The organism is Mesorhizobium sp. B2-5-11 (assembly GCF_006440835.1).
Classification (GTDB): Bacteria; Pseudomonadota; Alphaproteobacteria; order Rhizobiales; family Rhizobiaceae; genus Mesorhizobium.
On record NZ_VFUK01000016.1, the window covers coordinates 12,268 to 33,262 of the forward strand.

19 protein-coding genes and 1 tRNA gene are annotated in these 20,995 nt (G+C 62.9%); 16 read left to right on the forward strand and 4 right to left on the reverse strand.

Annotated elements, in window-relative coordinates; translation table 11 throughout:
• Nucleotides 1-2: 2 nt before the first annotated feature.
• Entirely contained in the window at nucleotides 3-1,994 is a 1,992-nt protein-coding gene (gene tkt / locus FJ490_RS29730) for a transketolase (RefSeq protein ID WP_140525465.1), read from the reverse strand.
• Between the two features lie 259 nt (nucleotides 1,995-2,253).
• On the opposite strand from tkt, the gene FJ490_RS29735 reads away from it, so the two are divergent.
• The 4 genes from FJ490_RS29735 (at nucleotide 2,254) to FJ490_RS29750 (ending at nucleotide 4,846) form a co-directional block, all read left to right on the forward strand.
• Entirely contained in the window at nucleotides 2,254-2,526 is a 273-nt protein-coding gene (locus tag FJ490_RS29735; protein ID WP_140500550.1) for a DUF4164 domain-containing protein, read from the forward strand.
• 4 nt (nucleotides 2,527-2,530) lie between these two features.
• Nucleotides 2,531-2,896: a cell division protein ZapA gene (locus FJ490_RS29740; RefSeq protein ID WP_140500552.1), complete on the forward strand. Its 366-nt coding sequence runs from the start codon at nucleotides 2,531-2,533 to the stop codon at nucleotides 2,894-2,896.
• A 169-nt stretch (nucleotides 2,897-3,065) separates the two neighbouring features.
• A complete protein-coding gene (locus FJ490_RS29745) occupies nucleotides 3,066-3,725 on the forward strand; it encodes a peroxiredoxin (RefSeq protein ID WP_140500553.1) in 660 nt (219 codons plus the stop codon).
• A 248-nt stretch (nucleotides 3,726-3,973) separates the two neighbouring features.
• Complete coding sequence (locus tag FJ490_RS29750; protein ID WP_140729402.1) at nucleotides 3,974-4,846, forward strand: MBL fold metallo-hydrolase; 873 nt, start codon at nucleotides 3,974-3,976, stop codon at nucleotides 4,844-4,846.
• An 86-nt stretch (nucleotides 4,847-4,932) separates the two neighbouring features.
• Here the strand turns inward: FJ490_RS29750 and rpoH are convergent, their stop codons facing one another.
• Together rpoH and FJ490_RS29760 are read right to left on the reverse strand one after the other, a co-directional pair.
• Nucleotides 4,933-5,844, reverse strand: a complete 912-nt coding sequence (gene rpoH / locus FJ490_RS29755) for an RNA polymerase sigma factor RpoH (protein WP_027023478.1) — start codon at nucleotides 5,842-5,844, stop codon at nucleotides 4,933-4,935.
• A gap of 211 nt (nucleotides 5,845-6,055) precedes the next feature.
• Nucleotides 6,056-7,111: an RluA family pseudouridine synthase gene (locus FJ490_RS29760; RefSeq protein ID WP_140517878.1), complete on the reverse strand. Its 1,056-nt coding sequence runs from the start codon at nucleotides 7,109-7,111 to the stop codon at nucleotides 6,056-6,058.
• 25 nt (nucleotides 7,112-7,136) lie between these two features.
• Here FJ490_RS29760 and FJ490_RS29765 point away from each other — a divergent pair, with 25 nt between their 5' ends.
• The 4 genes from FJ490_RS29765 to FJ490_RS29780 all read left to right on the forward strand — a co-directional run bounded on the left by FJ490_RS29765 (nucleotide 7,137) and on the right by FJ490_RS29780 (nucleotide 8,902).
• On the forward strand, nucleotides 7,137-7,535 hold the full coding sequence (locus tag FJ490_RS29765; protein ID WP_140500558.1) for a fimbrial protein: 399 nt from the start codon (nucleotides 7,137-7,139) through the stop codon (nucleotides 7,533-7,535).
• A 13-nt stretch (nucleotides 7,536-7,548) separates the two neighbouring features.
• Nucleotides 7,549-7,956, forward strand: coding sequence for a VOC family protein (locus tag FJ490_RS29770; protein ID WP_140525467.1), 408 nt, complete (start codon nucleotides 7,549-7,551; stop codon nucleotides 7,954-7,956).
• Nucleotides 7,957-8,045: 89 nt separating this feature from the next.
• Nucleotides 8,046-8,120 (forward strand) — tRNA-Glu (locus FJ490_RS29775).
• A 422-nt stretch (nucleotides 8,121-8,542) separates the two neighbouring features.
• Complete coding sequence (locus tag FJ490_RS29780; RefSeq protein ID WP_246672828.1) at nucleotides 8,543-8,902, forward strand: hypothetical protein; 360 nt, start codon at nucleotides 8,543-8,545, stop codon at nucleotides 8,900-8,902.
• A gap of 185 nt (nucleotides 8,903-9,087) precedes the next feature.
• On the opposite strand, the gene FJ490_RS29785 is transcribed toward FJ490_RS29780, so the two are convergent.
• A complete protein-coding gene (locus tag FJ490_RS29785) occupies nucleotides 9,088-9,291 on the reverse strand; it encodes a hypothetical protein (protein ID WP_140729401.1) in 204 nt (67 codons plus the stop codon).
• 304 nt (nucleotides 9,292-9,595) lie between these two features.
• On the opposite strand from FJ490_RS29785, the gene FJ490_RS29790 reads away from it, so the two are divergent.
• The 8 genes from FJ490_RS29790 (at nucleotide 9,596) to phoB (ending at nucleotide 20,989) form a co-directional block, all read left to right on the forward strand.
• Entirely contained in the window at nucleotides 9,596-10,519 is a 924-nt protein-coding gene (locus FJ490_RS29790) for a DUF2865 domain-containing protein (RefSeq protein WP_140525468.1), read from the forward strand.
• Between the two features lie 608 nt (nucleotides 10,520-11,127).
• The gene (locus FJ490_RS29800; RefSeq protein WP_181165420.1) at nucleotides 11,128-15,261 is read left to right on the forward strand and encodes a PAS domain-containing protein; all 4,134 of its coding nucleotides are present in this window, start codon (nucleotides 11,128-11,130) and stop codon (nucleotides 15,259-15,261) included.
• A 517-nt stretch (nucleotides 15,262-15,778) separates the two neighbouring features.
• Complete coding sequence (pstS, locus tag FJ490_RS29805; protein WP_140517885.1) at nucleotides 15,779-16,837, forward strand: phosphate ABC transporter substrate-binding protein PstS; 1,059 nt, start codon at nucleotides 15,779-15,781, stop codon at nucleotides 16,835-16,837.
• Between the two features lie 65 nt (nucleotides 16,838-16,902).
• Nucleotides 16,903-17,892, forward strand: coding sequence for a phosphate ABC transporter permease subunit PstC (gene pstC, locus FJ490_RS29810; protein WP_140517886.1), 990 nt, complete (start codon nucleotides 16,903-16,905; stop codon nucleotides 17,890-17,892).
• 3 nt (nucleotides 17,893-17,895) lie between these two features.
• Nucleotides 17,896-18,747 (forward strand): phosphate ABC transporter permease PstA, encoded by an 852-nt coding sequence (pstA, locus tag FJ490_RS29815; RefSeq protein ID WP_140517887.1) that lies wholly within the window; start codon nucleotides 17,896-17,898, stop codon nucleotides 18,745-18,747.
• Nucleotides 18,744-19,547 carry a phosphate ABC transporter ATP-binding protein PstB gene (gene pstB / locus FJ490_RS29820; protein WP_140500574.1) on the forward strand — a complete coding sequence of 268 codons (804 nt, stop codon included), beginning with the start codon at nucleotides 18,744-18,746 and terminating at the stop codon, nucleotides 19,545-19,547. Before pstA ends, pstB begins: the two co-directional genes overlap by 4 nt.
• Nucleotides 19,548-19,572: 25 nt before the next feature.
• Nucleotides 19,573-20,280: a phosphate signaling complex protein PhoU gene (gene phoU, locus FJ490_RS29825; protein ID WP_140729400.1), complete on the forward strand. Its 708-nt coding sequence runs from the start codon at nucleotides 19,573-19,575 to the stop codon at nucleotides 20,278-20,280.
• Nucleotides 20,281-20,299: 19 nt separating this feature from the next.
• A complete protein-coding gene (gene phoB, locus FJ490_RS29830) occupies nucleotides 20,300-20,989 on the forward strand; it encodes a phosphate regulon transcriptional regulator PhoB (protein WP_010911896.1) in 690 nt (229 codons plus the stop codon).
• Nucleotides 20,990-20,995 lie beyond the last annotated feature (6 nt).

The window sequence follows — 20,995 nt, forward strand, 5'->3', positions numbered from 1 at the left end:
CCTTACTTGCCATGCAGGCGGGCTTCCGCCGCCTTGGCGGCCGCCTCGGCGGTGATGCCGAAATGCGGATAGAGCTGCTCGATCGTTCCCGAGGCGCCGAAGCCGGTCATGCCGATGAAGATGCCATCGGAGCCGATGAGGTGATCCCAGCCCTGGCGGATGCCGGCTTCGATCGCCATCTTCACCTTCGCATTGCCGATCGTCTTGCGGCGGTAGTCCTCGCTCTGCTTATCGAACAGTTCGAAGCAAGGAACCGAGACGACGCGGGTCGGATGGCCGTGCTTCTCCAGGAGGTCGCGGGCGCCGAGCGCGATCTCGACTTCCGAACCCGTGGCGAAGATCGTCACCGCGGCTTCGCCGCTGGCGGCGGCGAGCTCATAGGCGCCCTGGCTGCTCAGGTTCTTCTCTGTGAATTCGGTGCGCACGGTCGGCAGGTTCTGTCGGGTCAGCGCCAGCGTTGACGGCGTCTTTTCCGATTCAAGGGCCAACTGCCAGCATTCGGCGGTCTCGACCGCGTCCGCCGGACGGAACACGTTGTGGTTCGGGATGGCGCGCAGTGCCGCCACATGCTCGACCGGCTGATGGGTCGGGCCGTCTTCGCCGAGACCGATGGAATCATGGGTCATGACGAAGATCGAGCGGATGCCCATCAGCGAGGCCAGCCGCATCGAGGGGCGGGCGTAGTCGGAGAAGCACAGGAAAGTGCCGCCATAGGCGATCAGGCCGCCATGCAGCGTCAGCCCGTTGATGGCGGCAGCCATGCCGTGTTCGCGGATGCCGTAGTGGACATAGCGCTGGCCGTAGTCGTCCGGGGTGATGTTCTTGGTCTGGCTGGTCTTGGTGTTGTTGGAGCCGGTGAGATCGGCCGAGCCGCCGATGGTTTCGGGCACGGCGCCGTTGATGACTTCCAGCGCCATTTCGGAAGATTTGCGGGTGGCGACCTTCGGCTTGTCGGCGGAGAGCTTCTTTTTGTAGTCGGCAATGACGGCGTCGAAGTTGGACGGCAGCTTGCCGGCAACGCGGCGCTCGAACTCTGCCCTGAGCTTGGCGTCGGCCTTGGCGAGGCGACCTTCCCAGTCGGCGCGCGCCTCGGCGCCGGCCGTGCCGGCCGTGCGCCAGGCATCGAGGATGTCGGCTGGAACCTCGAAGGGGGGTGACTCCCAGTTGAAGAACTTGCGCGCGCCGGCGATCTCGTCGGCGCCGAGGGGCGAGCCGTGCGCCTTGTTGGTGCCGGCCTTGGTCGGGGCGCCGAAGCCGATGGTCGTCTTGCAGGCGATCATCGTCGGCTTGTCGGAATGGCGGGCGGCTTCGATCGCATAGGCGATGGCTTCCGGATCCGTGCCGTCGATGTGGCTGGCGTTCCAACCGGAAGCCTGGAAGCGCGCGACCTGGTCGGTATTGTCAGCCAGCGACACCGGGCCGTCGATCGAGATGTTGTTGTTGTCCCAGAACACGATCAGCTTGTTGAGCTTGAGGTGCCCGGCAAGCGCGATCGCCTCCTGGGAGACACCTTCCATCAGGCAGCCGTCGCCGGCCAGCACATAGGTGTAGTGGCTGACGAGGTCGTTGCCGAAGGCGGCGTTCATGATGCGCTCGCCGAGCGCGAACCCGACAGAATTGGCAAGGCCCTGGCCGAGCGGGCCGGTGGTCGTTTCGATGCCGGCGGCGTGGCCATATTCGGGATGGCCGGCGGTTTTCGAGCCCAACTGGCGGAAGTGCTTGATCTGGTCGATCGTCATGTCTTCGTAGCCGGTCAGGTAGAGCAGCGAGTAGAGCAGCATCGAGCCATGGCCGGCCGACAGGATGAAGCGGTCGCGGTCGGCCCAATGCGGCGCCTTGGCGTCGAATTTCAGGAAACGGGTGAACAGCACCGTGGCAATGTCGGCGCAGCCCATGGGCAGGCCGGGATGGCCGGAGTTCGCCTTCTCGACCGCGTCCATGGAGAGAAAGCGGATCGCATTGGCCATCCGGTCATGTTGTTCACGCGACGTCATGGTTCCTCCGGGGTGGGGTTCGGGGCCTTGGGAGAGCCCTTGAAAAACGTGCGCGACACATAGCAGGCGCGCACTTTTAGTCAACAAACCGGTGCGCATTTGCCGGCCTTGTGATGCCGCGGGCAGGCCTATATTAGCGTTAGCAGGGGACAGTCGCGAGAGCTTTGTTGACGTCGCCTTCACCCGGTGCCTAATGTTTCAGAGATAACGCGTTCTGAACGCGAGCGATTCGGTGATGGGCAGGGCACAGGACGAGGCCATGACCGGGGAAACGACACTCAAGGAAGTCATCGCAAGGCTGGGCAAGGCCATGGAAGGCCTGGAAAACGCCGTCGCGGCCAAGCTCGAGCATGAGCGCGATTATTCGGAAGCCGAGGCCGAGGTGCAGCGGATGAATGCCGACCGCTCGCGGCTGGCGCAGGAGCTCGACAGTTCCGAGGCGCGCGCCGAGCGGCTGGAGGATGCCAACAAGGAAGTGTCGCGACGACTGGTGACCGCCATGGAAACCATCCGCGCTGTGTTGGATAGGTAGGCTGATGGCACAGGTCACGGTTTCCATCGACGGCAAGCAGTATCGGATGGCCTGCGACGAAGGCCAGGAAGAGCATCTGATCGATCTCGCCGAGCGTTTCGACCGCTACGTCTCGCATCTGAAGGATTCATTCGGCGAGATCGGCGACCAGCGGCTGACGGTCATGGCCGGCATCATGGTCATGGATGAACTCTCGGAGCTGCAGAAGCGCGTCAAGGGCATGGAAAGCGAAGTGCTGACCTTGCGCAAGACCCGCGACGAGGCGCTGACCAAGGCCGACAAGAGCGACAGCGTGCTGACCAACGCGCTTGGCGCGCTGGCGCAGCGCATGGAAGATCTTGCGGCGACGCTGGCCGTCAACAAGGCATAAGCGGTCTCCTCGGAAATTCCTGCCGAACTTGGCGGCAAGAAGAGAAATTTTTTCGCGGGCGCGACGGGCGCCTGTGGCTTTAGGCATTTGTGGGTTGCCGCCGAGGTGTTAAAAAGATTTGAGCGCTCGCCAGCCGTTGCCGGCAACATTTCAAGGGTAGGGAAACAACATGAGCCTTCGCATCAACGATATCGCCCCGGATTTCACCGCCGAGACCACGCAAGGACCGATCAGCTTTCACCAGTGGATCGGTGACGGCTGGGCGGTGCTGTTCAGCCACCCGAAGAATTTCACTCCCGTCTGCACGACCGAGTTGGGCACGATGGCGGGACTCGAGGGCGAGTTCAAGAAGCGCAATGTCAAGATCATCGGCATTTCGGTCGATCCGGTCGAAAGCCACGGCAAATGGCAGGACGATATCAAGACGGCGACCGGCCATTCGGTGAACTATCCGCTGATCGGCGACAAGGATCTCAAGGTCGCCAAGCTTTACGACATGCTGCCTGCTGGTGCCGGCGAGACCTCGGAAGGCCGCACGCCCGCCGACAATGCCACCGTGCGTTCGGTCTATGTCATTGGGCCAGACAAGAAGATCAAGCTGGTGCTGACCTATCCGATGACCACGGGCCGCAACTTTGACGAGATCCTGCGCGCTGTCGATTCCATGCAACTGACCGCCAAGCACCAGGTGGCGACGCCGGCGAACTGGAAACAGGGCGAGGACGTCATCATCACCGCGGCCGTTTCCAACGAGGACGCCATCAAGCGCTTCGGCGCCTACGAGACCATCCTGCCCTATCTCAGGAAGACCAAGCAGCCTTCCGCGTAAAGCGGCTCTCCGGTTCACGGAAACGGCGAACCATCTCTTTGTTTTTGCGCAATTCCTTGGGCAAAGCGCCACGCGCCTTTCCCGGGAAACCGCTTGGAATTGCTCCAGTTGCCTGGCCGGCATTTTTCGACTTCCGTCGTTTTTCTGGCAAGGCGTGCTTGACGGCAGGTCCCCGCTAGACAAGCATGCTCTTATGTTGCTCTGGCAGAGAAAATCATTCCTGTCTGGCTAACGGAGGGGACGTCGGATTGGACATAGGTTCGGCAAAGCCTGAGGTCACTGGTTTCCACGACAAGCCGACCGGCGCCATCCAGTATGTCGTCGCCGACCGGGTGACGAAGCGGTGTGCCATAATCGATCCGGTCCTCGACTTCGACGAGAAGTCCGGCGCAGTTTCGACAGCCAATGCCGATGCGCTGCTGGATTTCGTCAGGGCGGAGGGATTGAGCGTCGAATGGATTCTCGACACCCATCCGCATGCCGATCATTTCTCGGCCGCGCAGTACCTGAAGCAAAGGACCGCGGCGCCGACGGCGATCGGCGAGAGGATCGTCGAGGTCCAGAAATTGTGGAAGGCGATCTATAACTGGCCGGATTTCCCCGCCGACGGCTCGCAGTGGGACCGGCTGTTCGGCGACGGCGAGGTTTTTCGGGTGGGAACGCTTCCAGCAAGGGTGCTTTTCTCGCCCGGGCACACGCTGGCGTCGATCACCTATGTGATCGGGGATGCAGCCTTTGTTCACGACACGCTGTTCATGCCCGACAGCGGCACGGCAAGGACGGATTTTCCCGGCGGCAGCGCCGCGCGCCTGTGGCACTCGATCCAGTGCATTCTGGCCCTGCCGGAGGACACGCGCGTCTTTGTCGGCCATGATTATCAGCCCGGCGGGCGCCAGGCGTTATGGGAGAGCACGGTTGCCGCGCAGAAAGCCGACAACATACATCTTGCCGCCGCGCGCGGCGAGGCCGAATTCGTTGCCCTGCGCGAGGCGCGCGACCGGACATTGCCGATGCCGAGGCTGATCCTGCATGCGCTGCAGGTCAACATGAATGGCGGACGCCTGCCGGAACCGGAAGCCAATGGCCGACGGTATCTGAAATTTCCGCTGGATGGGCTTTGAAGCAATCACGCCACCCGCTGCGGTATACGAAAAAGGCGGCGCCAGTCTCCTGACGCCGCCTTTTTATCTTGTTGCCGATGCCGGCTTTAAGCCGCCGGCTGCGCCTCGATGGTGCGCAGCGCCTGGGTCTGGCGCTTGGCGGCGGCCTTGACGGCATCCTGCACCTTCTCGAAAGCGCGCACTTCGATCTGGCGCACGCGCTCGCGGCTGATGTCGAACTCAGCCGACAGTTCTTCCAGGGTCAGCGGCTCATCGGCGAGGCGGCGCGCCTCGAAGATGCGCCGTTCGCGTTCGTTGAGCACCGCAAGAGCACCCGACAGCATGCCGCGCCGGTTTTCCAGCTCGTCCTGCTCGATCAGCATCTCTTCCTGGCTTTCGTGGTCGTCGACCAGCCAGTCCTGCCATTCGCCGGACTCGCCTTCCGTCGCCCGGATCGGCGCGTTGAGTGAGGCGTCGCCCGACAGGCGGCGGTTCATCGACACGACTTCCGCTTCCGAGACGTTCAGCCTCGTGGCGATTTCGGCGATCTGGTCGGGCTTGAGGTCGCCGTCGTCAAGCGCCTGGATCTTGCCCTTCACCTTGCGCAGGTTGAAGAACAGACGCTTCTGGTTGGCGGTCGTGCCCATCTTGACCAGGCTCCACGAGCGCAGGATGTATTCCTGGATCGAGGCCTTGATCCACCACATGGCGTAGGTCGCGAGGCGGAAGCCACGCTCTGGCTCGAATTTCTTGACGGCCTGCATCAGGCCGACATTGCCTTCCGAGATCACTTCGCCAATCGGCAGGCCGTAGCCGCGATAGCCCATGGCGATCTTGGCGACGAGCCGCAAATGGCTGGTGACGAGCTTGTGCGCTGCGGAAGTGTCCTCATGCTCGGCATAACGCTTGGCGAGCATGTACTCTTCCTGCGGCTGAAGCATCGGAAAGCGGCGGATCTCTTCCAGGTAGCGGCTGAGGCCGCCTTCGCCGGAAACGATACTGGGTAGTGACTGGGCCATGATAGCGCCCCCTCTCTATTGGAGTGATGCCCCCGAAACGCGGCGGGCATGTGACGCGAGCACCAAAGGCTCGCTCGCGACATCAGATATATACAGGAACAAAACCAGAAAAGACAGGCATTTGTTCAACACGAAACAGTGTGTCACGCTGAAGTGAACAACGCCAGTCAGGTTTTTTGATGGTTGATTTGAAGCTTGCCGGGCGGCGGATTCAAAGACTGCGAAAGCCGCCGACGAGTTCCTCCATGTCCCTCGGTATCGGTGCCTCGAACCTCATCGATAGATGGGTAGTCGGATGGCGAAATTCAAGGAGCCAGGCGTGCAAAGCTTGCCGGGAGAAGGCCTTGACCTGGCTTCTCAGCGGTTCGGGCAACCGGTTGGCCTTGGTGCGAAAGGCTTGGCCGTAATCGGGATCACCGAGCACCGGATGACCGATATGGGCCATGTGGACGCGGATCTGATGGGTGCGGCCGGTCTCCAGCCGGCATTCAACCAGACTTGCGGTTGCGAATTCCTTTTGGTTTTCGCCGAAGCGCTCCTGCACCGCAAAATGGGTGACGGCGTGGCGGGCATCGTCGCGTCCTTCGGGTACTACGGCGCGACGTACACGGTCGGCGGCGCGGCCGAGTGGGGCATCCACCGTTCCGGCCGGCCGCTGCGGTATGCCCCAGACCAGCGCCAGGTAGGCGCGCTCGAGATCGCCTGTCAGGCCGTGATCGGCAAAGGCTTCCGAAAGCGCCTTGTGGGCGCGGTCGGTCTTGGCCACGACCATGACGCCGCTGGTTTGCTTGTCGAGGCGATGAACGATGCCCGGCCGGCGCACGCCGCCGATGCCGGACAGGCTGTCGCCGCAATGATGGATCAGCGCATTGACCAGCGTGCCGGTCCAATTGCCGGCGCCGGGATGGACGACAAGCCCGGCGGGTTTGTTGATGACGATCAGTTCGTCATCTTCATAGAGGATATCGAGGGCGATGTTTTCCCCCTGTGGCTCCGCCGGTTCCGGCTCCGGCATGGCGACCGAGACAGTTTCGCCCGGCGACATCTTGCACTTGGTCTCGACAACGGCCTTGCCGTCGACCAAGACCGCGCCCTGCCTGATCAGCATCTGCACGCGGCTGCGCGACATTTCCGGGCCGAGCCTGCCTGCCAGCCACTGATCGATGCGCTGGCCGGCATCGTCGGCGCCGGCCACGAGCACGATCGGTTCTGCCTGCATGAATTGGTCCTCTATCAATCCGGGGGCCTCTTCGTTATGAGCGCTCATCGAGAATCGTTCCGGAATGTTTGCCATGGCCCGCCCCGCCGCCGACGAAGACGCCGTTGTTGAAGGCGGGGAAAAGCCGCTCAACCCCGAGATCGAAAAGGTGCGCGGCAGGCTCATCCGCTTCATGGCCATCAATCTCGGCCTGCTCTTGCTGGCCCTTATGGTGGTGATCGCGGCGATTGTCTACAAATCACGCAAGGCAGCGCCGGTGAGCCCGCCGCTGGCCGGCGACATCCAGGTGCCCGCCGGCGAACCGCTCAGCGGAGACATCGTGCTGCCGGTCGGCGCCAGGGTGGTCAGCCAGTCGCTATCCGGCAATCGCGTCTCGATCGACGCCGAACTTGTCGATGGCAGCCGCACGATCTTCGTCTACGATATGGGCGAGCGGCGCATAATCGGCCGCTTCGCGATCCGCAACAAATGAAGCCCGGCGCGCAATGACCGGCTTTGCCGAAAACCGTCATATCGCCACCGTTGCGCTGGTCGTCGACAGCTATGACGAAGCAATCGACTGGTATGTCGAGCGAATGGGCTTTGTGCTCCTGGAGAATGTGGACCTTGGCGGCGGCAAGCGCTGGGTGACGGTCGCGCCGGCCAGCGGGCGCGGCGCGCGGCTGCTTCTGGCCGAGGCCTCCGACGAGGCACAAAGGAAGAGCATCGGCAACCAGACCGGCGGGCGGGTTTTTCTCTTCCTGGAAACCGACAACTTTGCCCGCGATCATGCGGCGATGGTGGCGAAGGGCGTCGAATTTCGCGAGCCACCGCGCTTGGAGCCCTACGGCACGGTGGCGGTTTTCGCCGATCTCCACGGCAATCTATGGGACCTGATCGAGCCAAAACGCTAGCAGCAGCCAGCTTTTTCTTGATCCCGGGAAAGCCGGCGGACCCCAGTTGCTTTTTCTCCGCCGCCAGCCTATATCGCCGGTTCTTGAACGCGCCCATCGTCTAGCGGTCAGGACACCGCCCTCTCACGGCGGGAACAGGGGTTCGATTCCCCTTGGGCGTACCAAGAAGGCGACGGCTCAGCCGTTGATGATCCCTCCAGCATCAAACAATGTTCAAGGCCTCCGCGGAAGCTTCGTCATATGCGCGCATATGACCGCATGGAGCGCTGGCAAAAGCCGGGCTTGGAGCTATGGCATGGCGGCTTCGATTAACGTTTCGTTTACCTATAATCTGTCTATTGGAGACAATTCACCCGCGACCACGGATGTACTGGCGCTGCGGTGAAAACAAAAGGTCGGCCCACTGCCGGCCTTTTGTTTTTTGGCCGGCCGCTGCGGGCGGGGCTGCCTCCAATGCTTTCGGCAAGAGCTTTCGCCAAAGCATATTGCCCTTGCCATCTCCAGCCCTACCATCAATCCTGACGATCGCACGCGGGCGGCCGGAAGGGTCGACGGTGGAGGAATTGCAATGAAAAGAACCGCTGGAATGCTCCTGATTAGCGGCGCATTGGCGATTGGCGCCACCTGCCCATCGGCTGCCGCCCAGCTCAACACGATGGAGGAAGTCGGCACGGCGATCCAGGCATGCTGGACGCCGCCGGTGGATGCCGGAAATTCCATCGTCACGCTGAGCTTCAGCTTCAAGCGCGACGGCACGCTGCTTGGTCCGCCACGGCCGACCGCCGCCAAGGTGGCCGGCGACGACAAGGCGCGAAAGTCGTTCATCGACGCCGCAATGACCGCGGTGAAGGATTGCACGCCGCTCAGCCTTTCGCCGCAACTGGCGCAAGGGATTGCCGGCAACGTGTTCACCTTGCAATTCGTATCTCCCAAGATCCGCCAATAGCTGTTTTCCGCAACTCTCCGCGCAGGGCGCGCCGCGGCTTAATGTGCTAGCGCCGTTCGGCGTTCGGCGGATCGCCGATCCCGCTTCCATTTTTTACGCAATTCCTGCCGGAAAACATCTGCCAGGGTCAGCGAGCCGCTCAGGTAGCTACTACCAAACCACTCGCCCAGCACCGCCTTCACCGGTCAGTGACTGGTACGCCGCGCCTCAGCGTGCCGCGCCAGGTCGGGTGTCTCGAAGACGTAGTCGTTCCAGGTCGATTCCGGGATTTGCCCGGCCAGATAGCATTCCAGCAGCAGGTTTTGCTCGGCGCTCAGGGGCCTCGGGTCAAGTCCCAGGGAATGAAAAAGATTTCTTGTCAGTTCCGATACCGTGATCTGGATCGACATCTGCGTTCTCCTTCGCGCTTCAACGCGAAAGGACGGGCAAAGGTTTCAGGGCCCGTTTCCGGTAACGCCGGAGTGATTCGGCAGGCCTGCCAGCCGTCGGTCCGGCTGCATTGTTTTGCAGTTCGTCTCAATCTTGAAATAAAAATGCAATATTGAATTCCCAGAGGTTCTTCTATTAAACTAAAGACAAGTCTCTCAATGCATGGAGATTAGAAAGATTAGATAAAACTCATTTAGCGAAAGCTTACCGAAGTCGAAAGAGTTGTCATTCCAGGTTCTCAGCAACAAGGACCGCGTCCTTCCGATGATCCGTTTCTGGTCCCCCATGATGATCGCGTTCGTCACCCTGACCGTGCTCGCGCTCGGCATGTCCAGTTCTTATGCCGACAGTTGCAGTGCAATAAGAAATCAGTTGTCTTCGGCCGGCCGTGGCGGCGGCACGAGCCCCGAGCTTGCCCAGTTGCACCGCCAGCTTGCCGCGATCCAAGGCATCGAGAGGCAGCGCAAGTGTACGGCGAAAAATTCCCTCGGTGGTTTCTTCAACGCATGCGCCGATCTTGCCAGGAACAGGAGCGAGGTGCAGCGCCAGATCGCTGCGGCCTCCAATTCAGGCCGGGACATGTCGGGGCTGCGGGCACGCTTTGTCGCGCTTGGCTGCGCGCCAGCGGCAAAGCGCGCGGCGGCGAAGACCCAATCGGTGTCTGCGGCGGCGCCAGCGGCGAGGGCAACGGGCGCCGGCAACGCGATGCTGTTCTGCGTGCGCCTTTCGGATGGATATTTCTTCCCAGCACCCAAGTCGCAGTTCGCCGGCAGCGACGATGTGAAGGATATGGCCGATCAATGCCGCTACATCTGCGACGAGCCGGGCGTCGACCTCTATACGCTCAGCGACGTCAGCCTCGAAACCGAAAAGATGGTCTCTCTCGACACGCGCAAGCCCTACACCGATCTGCCGACCGCATTCCGCTACCGCGACGACGTCAATTTCAAGGCATGTGACCTAAAACGCTACTACAGCAGGGTCGCCGAATTGAGGGCCCGAACGGTAACGCCCACAAACATGACCAATGCCATCATCCCCTTGCCGTCGGCCAAGCCGGACCTCGGCAGCGTCGCGGCAATTCCCGCGGCGGACGCCGAAGCCTCCGGGGCGGCCCAGCATCAGTCGATAGAGGCCGGCAAGCGGCCGGTGAGAATAGTCGGCCCGGCCTTCTTCCCAGCCGAATGATCATCCGCCCCCGGTTGTAGGCGCCGGTTTCTCAGCCAAGGTCAGTTTTGGGTGGCACCCATCAGTCGCAGACCATGCGAACCCTCTTTCCGGGTTCGCTGACATTCCTGCATGCCAGGGGCTTTTCCTCATCGGAGGACGGCGGAGGTGGCCTCGAAACTCTTGAAAGATGACGTCTCGGTGCGGCGCGCGGCGCGGGCCTGCGCTCGGAAAACCGGGTTGGCGGTTGTGGCGGCGCCGGAAAAGCGCCGTTTTCCATTCCGGACGGCCCGTATTCCACATTGGGCGGCGGCCGGTCCCAGAAACGCCGGGCATCGAGCGGGCGCGGAATGACGACGGTGCCGTCATAGCTGCGCGAACAGCCGCTGCCGAAAAGCAGCGCCGCGCTCAGCAAGCAAGGCACAATCCGTCCAAACATCAGCAACACCCCAATATTGGCTTATAGCGCGGCTTCGATCAGGCCGACAACCGGGCGCAATGGCGCAGGCCAGGGCCCGTCCGGTGCGCAACGGCTTGTTAAGGTTAGCGGATCGTTAATGCTTCTCGGGCACATTCCGCCGACGAACCGCGGAGGGAGGGTTCGGCCTTGGATTCGGGGTGGGGACGGCATGGCTGAAGCGAACGAGACAGCCGGCGTGCGCGGCGAGCGCGGGTCGGGCGAAATGGCGGTGAACGACGCGGCTTCGTTCACCGCAGGCATGGATTTGGCCATGCTACGCCAGCTGGTCGAAACGGGCTCGGACTGGATCTGGGAGACCGACGCCGAGCTGCGCTTTTCCTGGCTTTCGCACAACTACCAGGCGGTCACGGGCATCGACCCGGCCGCCGTGCTCGGCCGCTTCCGTTTCGATTTCCTGAAGCAGGTCCTGAACGGCAACCGCAGCGCGGCAATGCATCTGGAGGATCTGCAGGCGCATCGGCCGTTCCGTGACTTTGTCTACGAACTGAAGGGAGGTCGCGCCGATTGCCGCTGGGTGCTGACCTCAGGCTTTCCACGCTTCGATGACGAGGGGAAATTCGCCGGCTATCGTGGCATTGGACGCAATGTCACGGGATTGGCCGTCGCCTTCGAAGAACTGGAGCAGAAGCAGCAAGGAGAGGCGTCTTCGGGAGGCCTTCCCGACCTTCGCACGATGGTCGATTCGATGCCGATCGGGATCATGGTCCTCGACGCCGACCTGCGCGCCGAAGTGATCAACCAGGCCTTCTACAATTTGTGGAAAATCGATCCCCAGCGCGCCGGGATCGGCTCGGGCTTCCGCGAGTTGATGGAGGCCAGCCGCGCCGCCGATTCCTACGGCGCCGACGACGTTGCCTGGCAGCGTCATACCGCCGAGCGCGAGGCCGAGATCAGGGCCGGCGTCGCCGGCTCGAGACAATTGCCGCGCAATGACGGGCGTACCCTGGTTGCATCGCTGGCGCCGCTGGCCGGCGGCAAGCGGCTCATCTCCTATGTCGATGTCACCGACATGAAGGATCGCGAGGCCGAGCTGGCCGACGCGCTGGAAAAGGCGCGACTGGCGGAAGCGGTGATCAACGGCGTCAAGGATCCGATCTTCGTCAAGGACGACGATCTGCGCTTCGTCTTCGTCAACGAAGCGTTTGCGGGCCTGTTCGGCCAGACGCCGCAAACCATGCTTGGCAAGCCCGGCGGCAATTTTCTCGCGCCCGCCGAGGTCGCGCTGTTCGAGGAAAGCGAGCGCGCGGTGCTGGCGACCGGGCGGCCTTACGAGGTGGAGGAAAGTTTCCAGGTCGACGGCGTCAACCGCTCGCGCGTCGTCAGGAAGAACCGCGTTAGAATGGTAAGCGGCCGCAACTACGTGGCCGGCTTCCTCTTCGACGTCTCGGACATGAAGGGCCGTGAGACCGAGGCGCAGGACGCCCGCAAACACCTGGCCAGCGTGCTGGAATCGCTGCCGGCCGCCGTGATCATCTACGACCGCGAGGACAATTTCGTTTTCGCCAACCGCAAGATGCAGGACACGCTGCCGGCGCTGAAGCCGGCGTGGCAGCCCGGCCGCACCTTCCGCGACGCGCTGGCACTCGGTCATTCGGCTGGCTATTTCCGCTCGAGCGGCGATCCGCGGGTCGATGCGCTCTATGATGGCGATCTCGATGGCTGGCTGGACAGCATCCTCGCCCGTTACCACCTGCCATACTCATCCTTCGAACGTCTCAATCCCGACGGCCGCTGGTATCAGGTTTATGACATGCGCACCGATGACGGCACGTTCATCGGCGTGCGCGTCGACATCTCCGAGATCAAGAGCCGCGAAAAGGCGCTGCACGATTCGATGCGGCAGATCGACCTGTTCCGGCACGTGCTGGACGAACTGCCCGTGGCCGCCTTCATCAAGGCGCAGGACCTCAGCATCGAGTTCGTCAACAAGGCCTGGTGCGCGATCACCGGGCTCGCCAAGGAAGACGTTATCGGCCGCACCGATCGGCAGCTGTTCGGCGACGGGGATGGAGAAAGCTACAGCCTGGACGATACCGAGGTTGCCCTCACGGGCAGCGTCAGGGAGGTCGAGGAGCCCGTCACCCATCGCGACGGCACGGTGCGGCAGTTGATGACGCGCAAGAGCCGGCTGGTGGCGCTGGACGGATCGGTGCATCTGGTCGGCTCCAGCACCGACATCACCGAGGTCAAGGCGCGCGAGCGGGCGCTGGAAGAAAGCATGCGCGAGAACGAGGTATTCCGCAGCCTGATCGACAACGTGCCGGTGTCGATCTATGCCAAACGCTCCGATCTCAGGCAATTCTACGTCAACAAGGGCTGGTGCGATCTCACCGGCTTCAGCAAGCAGGACGCGATCGGCAAGACCGATATCGAAATTTTCGGGCCCGACGGCGAAGCCTTCGTCAATGGCGACCTCGCGGTGCTGCGCAGCGGCGAAACCCAGGAGGTCGAGGAGACGGTGATGCTCCCGGACGGCAGCGTGCGCCACCAGTTCGCCCGCAAGGGCGCGATGATCGCGTCCGACGGGTCGCTCTACCTGATCGGGTCGACCACCGACATCACCGAATTGAAGCTGCGCGAGGCGGAACTGCGCGAGGCGCGCCAGCGCGCCATACTTGCCGACCGCGCCAAGTCGGAATTCCTCGCCAATATGAGCCATGAGATTCGCACCCCGATGAACGGCGTGCTGGGCATGGCCGAACTCCTGGCCAAATCCGATCTCGATCCGAAGCAGAAGACCTTCACCGACATCATCGTCAAATCGGGCAACGCGCTGCTCACCATCATCAACGATATCCTGGATTTCTCCAAGATCGATGCCGGCCAGCTGGTGCTCGATCCCGCCCCCTTCAATCTCGCCGAGGCGATCGAGGACGTGGCGACGCTGGTGTCGACGCGGGCCAAGGAAAAGGACCTCGAGCTCATCGTGCGCATCGAGCCTGGGCTCGAAAGCCTGTTCATCGGCGATGTCGGCCGCATCCGGCAGATCGTCACCAACCTGCTCGGCAATGCGGTGAAGTTCACCGAAGAAGGCCATGTGCTCGTCGACGTCACCGGCGAAAGTGTGCCGGACGGAACCAGGCTGACGATCTCGGTCACCGACACCGGGATCGGCATCCCTGAGGAAAAGCTGAAACAGGTGTTCGAGAAATTCAGCCAGGTCGACACCTCCTCGACGAGGCGGCATGAGGGCACTGGGCTCGGGCTCGCGATCACCTCGCGGCTGGTCGAATTGATGGGCGGCGACATCGGCGTGGAAAGCGCCGAAGGCAAGGGGTCGACCTTCTGGTTCACGGTCACGCTGCCCAGGGCCGGACAACAGAATGCGCAGCGCATCATGCCGGTGGACGTGACCGGCGCGCGGGTGCTGATCGTCGACGACAATGCCGTCAACCGCGCCATCCTGACCGAGCAGATGACGTCATGGACCTTCGATTCCTGCGCGGCCGAGAGCGGCGCCGAGGGACTGAAAGTGCTGATCGCGGCCGCCGCCTACGGCGTGCCGGTCGATTGCGTCGTGCTCGATTATCAGATGCCCGAGATGAGCGGTGCCGAGATGGCAGGTGTCGTGCGCAACACCGCCGGGCTTGCCGACACGCCGATCATCATGCTGACCTCCGTCGACCAGTCGCTGGCCAACACCAGTTACCGCGATCTCGGCATTGATGCCCAACTCATCAAGCCCGCACGCTCCTCGGTGCTCCTGGAAACGCTGGTCGCCACCATCCAGCGGCATCGCCACGCCACGGATGTCGCCCGGCCGCTTGCTGTCGAGGGAGGCGGCGGGAACAATCCACAGTCACCGCCACCGGCGGCAGGGCAACGCGCGTTGCTGCAGCCGCCGCCGGTCAGGCCTCGGCTTGCCGCGACTGGCGGCGAGCAGCGGCTGGACATCCTCGTGGCCGAGGACAATGAGGTCAACCAGATGGTCTTCACCCAGATCCTCGGCGAGACCGGCTACGGTTTCGAGATCGTCGGCAATGGCCGCAAGGCGCTGGACGCTTTCGGCAGGCTCAATCCGTGCATGATCCTGATGGACGTCTCGATGCCGGAGATGAACGGGCTCGAGGCAACCGCCGCCATCCGCCGGCTGGAAGAGGAAACCGGCACGCATGTGCCGATCGTCGGGGTCACCGCGCATGCGCTCAAGGGCGATCGCGAACGCTGCCTGGACGCCGGCATGGATGACTATCTGCCCAAGCCGATCAGCCCCAGGGCCCTGCTCGAAAAGGTCGAGCGCTGGGTCGGCGCCGGTCGCCAGGCCCGGCGCAACGCGGGATAGACTTTGCGCCTTCGGCCGGATTGCGGCGAGAATCACCCGGGGCCGGCTGCAGCCCTTCGAGCAAGACTATGGTGCGATCGCACCATATCAAAGCCGGCGTCCAGCCGGGACAATGACGGCATCGAATTTCCGCTCTCTTCTAGTTACGGGCGGGAGCAGCGACCGCCAGTATGAAGCAGCGTCAATCTACCCCAACGGACCTGTTTTTGGCGATGGCCCGGCCAAGACATCCTCTGGCCTCGAGCAACGCGCTCCCGTCCGGCTTTTCTTCGATCAGCGATCCATGCCGAATCCGATGGCTGTTTGGGTGGCCGGATCGCGCAAGTCCCTGATTCCCGAAGGCAAACCGGCGCCATGCCGCAGCCGCTAATCGCCATCGCCTTTCCAAGCGCCGGCGACGCGTTACCGGGCTGACACGAAACTGTCATGCGACTGTTATAATCGAACGCTATTGGCCTCAGCGGGCGCTGGCAAGGAATGGCGCCGAGAGACCATCTTCCGAACAGGAGCAGGCCATATGAGACATTTCATCCGCTCGGCGGCCGTTGCGATCGCAATGGCTGCGGCGTCCACCCTCACCCTTTCCGCGGCAATGGCAGCTGACATCTCCGGTGCCGGCGCCACCTTCCCTTACCCGATCTATGCGAAGTGGGCCGATGCCTACAAGAAGGAGACCGGCATCGGTCTCAACTACCAGTCGATCGGCTCGGGCGGCGGCATCAAGCAGATCAAAGCCAAGACCGTCACCTTCGGCGCTTCCGATGCGCCGCTGAAGGGCGAGGATCTCGAATCCACCGGACTTGCACAGTTCCCGATGGTGATGGGCGGCATCGTTCCGGTCGTCAATCTCGAAGGCATCAAGCCGGGCGAACTGGTGCTCGACGGCCCGACGCTGGCCGATATCTTCGTCGGCAAGATCACCAACTGGAATGACGCGGCGATCGCCAAGCTCAATCCCGACGTCAAGCTTCCCGACCAGGCGATCGCCGTCGTGCATCGCTCCGACGGTTCGGGCACCACGTTCAACTTCAGCTACTACCTGGCCGACGTCAGCGCCGACTGGAAGTCGAAGGTCGGCGTCAACACCGCGCTCGAATGGCCGGTTGGCATCGGCGCCAAGGGCAATGAAGGCGTCGCCAACAACGTCTCGCAGACCGGTGGCTCGATCGGCTATGTCGAATACGCCTACGCCAAGCAGAACAAGTTGACCTATGCCGACATGATCAACAAGGACGGCAAGAAGGTCGAGCCGACGGCGGCGGCGTTCTCGGCGGCGGCGGCCAATGCCGACTGGAGCTCGCAGCCTGGTTACGGCGTCATCCTGGCCAACCAGCCGGGCGCCGAATCCTGGCCGATGACGTCGGCGACCTGGATCCTGGTCTACAAGAAGCCCGGCGACGTGGCGGCGACCGGTGAAGCGCTCAAGTTCTTCGCCTGGTCCTACGCCAAGGGCGACGACATGGCCGGGGCGCTGGACTACGTTCCGATCCCCGACGCGGTCGTCAAGAGCGTCGAGGACATGTGGGCCAAGGACATCGTCGGCGAAGACGGCAAGCCGCTCTATTCCGCCATGTAATCCCTGCTGAACGAGGAGGGCGCTTCACGGCGCCCTCCCTGTCTTCCTTGAAACGCGAGGGCCAGATGACCGCCGTCTCCGAAGCCATGCCATCGTCGGCCGCCATGCGGGCCAGGGAAGCGACGGTCCGACGCTTCGCGCTCACCGATACGATTTTCCGGACGGCGACACGCTTTTCCGCCATCCTCGTCCTGCTCATCCTCGGCGGCGTGGCGATTTCGCTGTTTGCCGGCTCGTGGGAAGCGCTGTCGAAATTCGGGTTCTCCTTCCTGACGACCGAATCGTGGAACCCGGTCACCGAGAATTTCGGAGCGCTGGCCCCGATCTACGGAACCATCGTCACCGCCGCCATCGCTATCCTGATCGCCGTTCCCATCGGCATCGGCATCGCCATCTTCCTTACCGAACTCTGCCCGCGGCCACTCCGGCGCCCCATCGGCATCGCCGTCGAGCTGCTTGCCGGCATACCCTCCATCATCTACGGCATCTGGGGCCTGTTCGTGTTCGCGCCGTTCCTGCAGACGACGGTGCAGCCCTTCATCATCAAGCTTTTCCACGACGTGCCGGGACTCTCCAGCCTGTTTGCCGGCCCGCCCTACGGCATCGGCCTTCTGACCTCGGCGCTGATCCTTGCCATCATGGTCCTGCCCTTCATCACCTCGATCACCAAGGATGTCTTCGACACGGTGCCGGCGGTGCTGAAGGAATCGGCCTACGGCATCGGCTGCACGACCTGGGAGGTCACGCGCCGCGTCGTCATCCCCTATACCCGCGTCGGCATCATGGGCGGCGTCATGCTCGGCCTCGGCCGCGCGCTCGGCGAAACCATGGCGGTAACCTTCGTCATCGGCAACGCCCACCGCATCAGCGCCTCGCTGTTCGCGCCCGGCACGACGATCTCGGCGACCATCGCCAACGAGTTCACCGAAGCCGACGGCGATCTCTATACGTCTTCGCTGGTGGCGCTCGGCCTGATCCTGTTCGTCATCACTTTCCTGATCCTTGCCCTTGCGCGCTACATGCTGCTGCGCATGGACAGCCGCACGGGAGCCTGACCGATGTCGACGGCCACATCGCTTCACAATCGACGCAAGCGCAGGAATGCCGTGATGATGACGCTATGCGTCGCGGCGGCGGGCATCGGCCTGGCCTGGCTGGCGCTGATCCTCGGCGCACTGCTCTATAAGGGCCTGTCGGGTGTTTCGCTCTCTGTGTTCACCGAAATGACACCGCCGCCCGGCGATGCCGGCGGCCTGCTCAATGCCATCTACGGCAGTATCATGATGACAGTCATCGCCGTCATCGTCGGCACGCCGATCGGTGTCCTCGCTGGGACCTACATGGCCGAATATGGCCGCTTCTCGCGCCTCACCACCGTCGTGCGCTTCATCAACGACATCCTGCTGTCGGCACCCTCGATCATCGTCGGCCTGTTCGTCTACGAGCTGCTGGTGCGGCCGATGGGACATTTCTCGGCGATTGCCGGTGCCGTCGCACTGGCCATCCTGGTCATCCCGGTCGTCGTTCGCACCACGGAGGACATGCTCAACCTGGTGCCGAACGCCCTGCGCGAGGCCGGCGCCGCGATCGGCGCGCCGCGCTGGGTGGTCATCCGCTCGGTCGCCTACCGTGCGGCGCTGTCGGGCATCGTCACCGGCATATTGCTGGCCATCGCCCGCATTTCCGGCGAGACGGCGCCGCTGCTCTTCACGGCACTCAACAACCAGTTCTGGTCGAGCAATCTCAACGCCCCAATGGCCAGCCTGCCCGTCACCATCTTCCAGTTCGCTCTCAGCCCCTACGAGGAATGGCAGCAGCTGGCGTGGACCGGCGCACTCATAATCACCCTTACGGTTCTCGGGCTGAGCATCTTCGCCCGCAGCCTTACCGGACGCAGAGAGGACAGATGAAACCGATGTTGTCCACCGAGTTGAATACGCCCGAAGTCGCGGTCGAGAAAGCCAAGATCGAGGTCAAGGGCCTCAATTTCTACTATGGCCAGTCGAAGGCGCTGAAGGATATCAGCCTGTCGCTGCCCGAGCGCAGCGTCACCGCCTTCATCGGGCCTTCGGGCTGCGGGAAGTCGACGCTGCTGCGCGTCTTCAACCGCATCTACGAGCTTTACCCGAGGCAGAGCGCCGAGGGCCAGGTGCTGCTCGACGGCCAGAATATCCTCGACCGCTCGCAGGATCTCAACCTGCTCAGGACCAAGATCGGCATGGTGTTCCAGAAGCCGACGCCGTTCCCGATGTCGATCTACGAGAACATCGCCTTCGGCGTCAGGCTCTATGAGAAGCTCAGCAAGGCGGAGATGGACGGCCGTGTCGAGCAGGCGCTGAAGCGCGCGGCACTGTGGAGCGAGGTCAAGGACAAGCTCAACGCCAGCGGCCTCAGCCTTTCGGGCGGCCAGCAGCAGCGCCTCTGCATCGCCCGCACGGTGGCGGTGAAGCCGGAGGTCATCCTGCTCGACGAGCCTGCCTCGGCGCTCGATCCGCTGTCGACCGCCAAGATCGAGGAGCTGATCGACGAGTTGCAGGCCGATTATACGATCGTCATCGTCACCCACAACATGCAGCAGGCGGCGCGCGTGTCGAAGCAGACCGCCTTCATGTATCTGGGCGAGCTGGTCGAGTTCGACCGCACCGAGAAGATCTTCACGTCGCCCCGCGAGAAGCGCACGCAGGACTATATCACCGGCCGCTTCGGCTGATCCCAGGCATACGAGGACCAAGATCATGGCCGAACACACAGTCGCAGCCTTTGACGAAGATCTCGGACAGATCAGCAGGCTGATCCGCGACATGGGCGATCTCGCCTCATCGATGGTCGGCGGCGCGACCAAGGCGCTCCTGAATTCCGACAACGCGCTCGCCCAGAGCGTCGTCTCCGACGACGCGATCATGGATGCGCGCCAGCGCGAACTCGACGACCGCGCCATCACCCTGATCGCCAAGCGGCAGCCCATGGCGGACGATCTGCGCCATGTCGTCGGCTCGATCCGCATGGCGGGCGATCTCGAACGCATCGGCGATCTCGCCAAGAACATCGCCAAGCGCGTCGGCACCGTCGGCCTTGCCGCCACGCCGCGCGACCTGTCGCACTCCATCGACGCCATGGCGCAGCTTGTGCTGATCCAGGTGCAAGGCGTGATCGAGGAGTATGCGGCGCGCGATGCCGCGGCACTTGCGAAGCTGCGCGCCGACGATGAACGCATCGACGTCAAATACACGTCGGTCTTCCGCGAGCTGCTGACCTACATGATGGAGGATCCGCGCAACATCACCGCCTGCACGCATCTTTTGTTCTGCGCCAAGAATCTCGAGCGCATCGGCGATCACGTGACCAACATTGCCGAAAATGCCTATTATGTGCTGACCGGCACGCAATTGCCCGCCAATCGCCCGAAGCAGGACGAGACGGCGATGTCGGCGCCAGCGGCTTGACGGCAGGGGTGACCAGTCGATGATCGCGCCACGCATCATGGTGGTGGAGGACGAGGAGCCGCTGGGTGTGCTGCTCCGTTACAATCTGGAATCGGAGGGTTATCAGGTAGAGGTGGTGACGCGCGGCGACGAAGCCGAGATCCGCTTGCAGGAGAATGTCCCTGACCTTCTTGTGCTCGACTGGATGGTGCCGGCGGTTTCCGGCATCGAGCTCTGCCGCCGTCTCCGGATGCGGCCCGAGACCGAGCGGCTGCCGATCATCATGCTGACGGCGCGCGGCGAGGAAAGCGACCGGGTGCGCGGTCTCTCCACCGGCGCCGACGACTATCTGGTCAAGCCGTTCTCAACGCCGGAATTCATGGCACGCGTCAAGGCGCTGCTGCGCCGCGCCAAGCCCGAAGTTCTGTCCAGCGTGCTCAAGGTTGGCGACATCGTGCTCGACCGTGAATCGCACCGGGTCTACCGCAAGAAAAGCGAGATCCGGCTCGGGCCGACCGAGTTCCGCCTGCTCGAATTCATGATGCGACATCCCGGCCGCGTGTTCTCGCGCAGCCAACTGCTCGACAATGTCTGGGGCGAAACGATCTATATCGACGAGCGCACCGTGGACGTGCATGTCGGCCGGCTGCGCAAGGCGGTCAACAATGGCCGCATGCCTGACGTGATCCGCACCATTCGGGGCGCGGGGTATGCGATTCGCGAAGACTAGGGATAT